This is a genomic window from Prevotella sp. (genome assembly GCF_036570325.1).
In the GTDB taxonomy this organism is placed as follows: Bacteria; Bacteroidota; Bacteroidia; order Bacteroidales; family Bacteroidaceae; genus Prevotella.
In genome coordinates this window covers 1-2,149 of sequence record NZ_DATCYK010000073.1, presented here as the reverse complement: position 1 = coordinate 2,149, position 2,149 = coordinate 1, and the positions used below count along the sequence as shown (strand labels likewise).

Sequence of the window (2,149 nt, the reverse complement as noted above, 5' to 3'; positions counted from 1 at the left end):
AGACAACTAGGATGTTGGCTTAGAAGCAGCCACTCATTTAAAGAGTGCGTAATAGCTCACTAGTCGAGAGATCCTGCGCCGAAGATGTAACGGGGCTCAAACTTACCACCGAAGCTATGGATGTGTACTTTGTACACGTGGTAGAGGAGCTTTCTGTACAGGTTGAAGTCATACCGTAAGGAGTGGTGGACAGTACAGAAGTGAGAATGCTGGCATAAGTAGCGAAAAACAAGTGAGAATCTTGTTGACCGAATATCTAAGGTTTCCTGGGGAAGGCTCGTCCTCCCAGGGTTAGTCGGGACCTAAGCCGAGGCCGAAAGGCGTAGGTGATGGACAACTGGTTGATATTCCAGTACCACCATAATGCGTTTGACAAATGGGATGACGCAGGAGGATAGGATGTGCGCACTATTGGATGTGCGTCTAAGCACTTAGGGTGTTAAGTAGGCAAATCCGCTTAACATTAAGCCTGAGGTGTGATGGGGAGCCTATTTTGGCGAAGTATCTGATTCCACGCTGCCAAGAAAAGTCTCTATGGAGCAAAGTGGTGCCCGTACCGCAAACCGACACAGGTAGATGAGGAGAGAATCCTAAGGTCGTCGGAAGAATTATTGCTAAGGAACTCGGCAAATTGACCCCGTAACTTAGGGAGAAGGGGTGCCTACGAGAGTAGGCCGCAGTGAATAGGCTCAAGCAACTGTTTATCAAAAACACAGGTCTCTGCTAAAGCGTAAGCTGATGTATAGGGGCTGACGCCTGCCCGGTGCTGGAAGGTTAAGGGGAATAGTTAGCGCAAGCGAAGCTATGAACTTAAGCCCCAGTAAACGGCGGCCGTAACTATAACGGTCCTAAGGTAGCGAAATTCCTTGTCGGGTAAGTTCCGACCCGCACGAATGGCGTAATGATTTGAGCACTGTCTCGGCAATAAATCCGGTGAAATTGTAGTGCAAGTGAAGATGCTTGCTACCCGCGGTTGGACGGAAAGACCCCGTAGAGCTTTACTGTAGCTTAGCATTGAATTTCGGTATTGTCTGTACAGGATAGGTGGGAGACTTAGAAGCGAGGGCGTCAGCTTTCGTGGAGTCGTCCTTGGGATACCACCCTGACAGTACTGGAATTCTAACTGGAGGCCATGAATCTGGTCACAGGACATTGCTAGGTGGGCAGTTTGACTGGGGCGGTCGCCTCCTAAAAGGTAACGGAGGCGCCCAAAGGTTCCCTCAGCGCGGTCGGAAATCGCGCGTAGAGTGCAAAGGCAGAAGGGAGCCTGACTGCGACACATACAGGTGGAGCAGGGACGAAAGTCGGGCTTAGTGATCCGGTGGTTCTGTATGGAAGGGCCATCGCTCAACGGATAAAAGCTACCTCGGGGATAACAGGCTGATCTCCCCCAAGAGTCCACATCGACGGGGAGGTTTGGCACCTCGATGTCGGCTCGTCGCATCCTGGGGCTGTAGTCGGTCCCAAGGGTTGGGCTGTTCGCCCATTAAAGCGGCACGCGAGCTGGGTTCAGAACGTCGTGAGACAGTTCGGTCCCTATCCGCCGTGGGCGTAGGAAATTTGAGAGGAGCTGTCCTTAGTACGAGAGGACCGGGATGGACCAACCTCTGGTGCACCAGTTGTTCCGCCAGGAGCACAGCTGGGTAGCTATGTTGGGAAGGGATAAACGCTGAAAGCATCTAAGCGTGAAGCCCACCTCAAGATTAGATTTCCCATAGCGTAAGCTAGTAAGACCCCTGAAAGACTATCAGGTTGATAGGTTGGAGGTGTAAGTACAGTAATGTATTCAGCTGACCAATACTAATAGGTCGAGGGCTTGATCAAATATTTATTATCACTGTGCAATTTTGAAAGAACAAATCTGGTGATTATGGCTTGAAGGTAACACCCGTTCCCATACCGAACACGATGGTTAAGCTTCAAAGCGCCGATGGTACTGCACTGGAGACGGTGTGGAAGAGTAGGTCGTCGCCAGGTAAGTTAAAGCACTAAGCAAATGGCTTAGTGCTTTTTTATTGTATAAAGAAAACCACCTGCTATGCAGGTGTGTTCAGAAAAGCTTTTAGCGATGAGTATGACAAAAAAGACCTCCTTTTGATACAATAGAAAAGGTTTCGTCAGCCAATCTAAAGAACAAAAGGAGGTCATC

The 2,149-nt window shown here is 49.7% G+C and carries 2 rRNA genes; both read left to right on the top strand.

From position 1 onward, the window contains the following. Window positions 1–1,824, top strand: a 23S ribosomal RNA gene (locus VIR50_RS08170); the annotation flags it as partial. 36 nt (window positions 1,825–1,860) lie between these two features. Then, window positions 1,861–1,977: ribosomal RNA gene (gene rrf, locus VIR50_RS08165) — 5S ribosomal RNA — on the top strand. Window positions 1,978–2,149 lie beyond the last annotated feature (172 nt).